This window comes from Arthrobacter sp. HMWF013, assembly GCF_003061105.1.
Taxonomy (GTDB): Bacteria; Actinomycetota; Actinomycetes; order Actinomycetales; family Micrococcaceae; genus Arthrobacter.
Genome location: NZ_QAIQ01000275.1, coordinates 1 through 1,492, shown reverse-complemented (window position 1 = coordinate 1,492; position 1,492 = coordinate 1). Strand labels below are relative to the sequence as shown.

Annotated in this window: 1 protein-coding gene and 1 pseudogene; both read left to right on the top strand. The window is 67.1% G+C overall.

The window, feature by feature from the left end; genetic code table 11:
• A pseudogene (locus tag DBR22_RS10895) lies at positions 1–253 on the top strand (ATP-binding protein); the annotation flags it as partial.
• Positions 254–265: 12 nt separating this feature from the next.
• The gene (gene dprA, locus DBR22_RS10890; protein WP_108599032.1) at positions 266–1,450 is read left to right on the top strand and encodes a DNA-processing protein DprA; all 1,185 of its coding nucleotides are present in this window, start codon (positions 266–268) and stop codon (positions 1,448–1,450) included.
• The last annotated feature ends 42 nt before the right edge of the window (positions 1,451–1,492 follow it).

The following is a 1,492-nucleotide window of genomic DNA, read 5'->3' as shown; positions in this document are numbered from 1 at the left end:
GCTCCGGCCGTTGGGATTGGAGACAAACGCCCAGGTCCCCGGCCGGATCCTCCGTGGCGGCCTTCGGCTGCCTGCCAATGCCACCCGGATTCTTGACCACTCGCTCGAACGCGGCGTCCTGACGGCCAGGGGATACGACAGGGTTTTGCGGTTGGCCTGGACGCTCGCGGACCTGTCCCATCGGGACATGCCCGATACCAACGACATCGGCCAGGCCCTGGGCCTCCGGCAGGCTGCCTCGGCAGCTGCGTGAAGGAAGAAGTACATGGAAAACGAACACCTCACCCGGGCAGCACTCTCCCGGCTCATGGAACCGCAGGACGCCGCCGGACTCGCCCTCGTGCAGGCGGCCGGTGCCCGGGACGCGTTGAGGATTGCCACGGGTCAGATGCAGGCCGGTCCGGCGCTCGAGCAGGAGATTACTGGCCTGCTGGCGGACAACGGCGCCGCCTCGGGCTGGGGTGGAATGGCGGCAGCACTCAAACGATGGGCACCACGGATTCCGGATTTAGCCCCCGCACGGGACCTTGCCACCATGGCCCGGCTCGGTGGCAGGCTGATTGTGCCATCGGACGATCTTTGGCCCACCCAGCTCGGTGACCTCGGCATTCACGAGCCCATCTGTCTCTGGTGGCGCGGCGTCGAACAGGAACTGCCGGGCGTGGACAAGTGCGTGGCGCTTGTGGGGTCGCGGGACAGCACCAGCTACGGTGCCTCCGTGACTGGAGATCTGGCCTACTCGCTGGCGCAGAGGGGTTTCACGGTTGTCTCCGGAGGGGCCTACGGAATCGACGCGCACGCGCACCGGGCGGCGCTGGCCGGAGCATCCGGGGCAGTGCCCACCATCGCTGTCATGGCGGGAGGGGTGGACCGGTTCTACCCGTCCGGGAATGAGGATCTCCTGCGGGCAGTGTGCAACCAAGGGGCCGTACTCGCCGAAGTCCCGCCGGGGTCGGCGCCCACCCGGTACCGCTTCCTGCAACGGAACAGGCTGATCGCAGCCCTGGCTGGTGTGACGGTCGTGGTGGAGGCGCGGTGGCGTTCCGGGGCACTGAACACTGCGCATCATGCGGAGAACCTTGGCCGGGCGGTTGGTGCTGTTCCCGGTTCGGTGCACAGTGCCAACTCCGCTGGCTGCCACCGTCTGCTCCGCGATGGCGGTGCGGTCTGTGTGACGGACGCGGCCGAGATCGCTGAGCTGGCGTCACCAAGCGGCCAAGGGCTTGCGGACCAGAAGACGGGCAGTGCTGCCGACCACGATGGTCTGACCCTCGAAGACCTGATTCTTCTTGATGCCTTGCCCCTGCGGTCCACAACGTCCGTGGACAAACTCTGCGCTGTTGCCGGCCTCAGCGCAGAATCAGTCCGGGCAGGGCTGGGCAGGCTGGGGCTTCTGGGGCTTGCGGCCTCAGAACGGGGCGGATGGAAACGGGCCAAGGAATCCGGTTAGTTCACTGTGTCCAGCACGTCGTGAGGGCCAGAATTCTGGGAC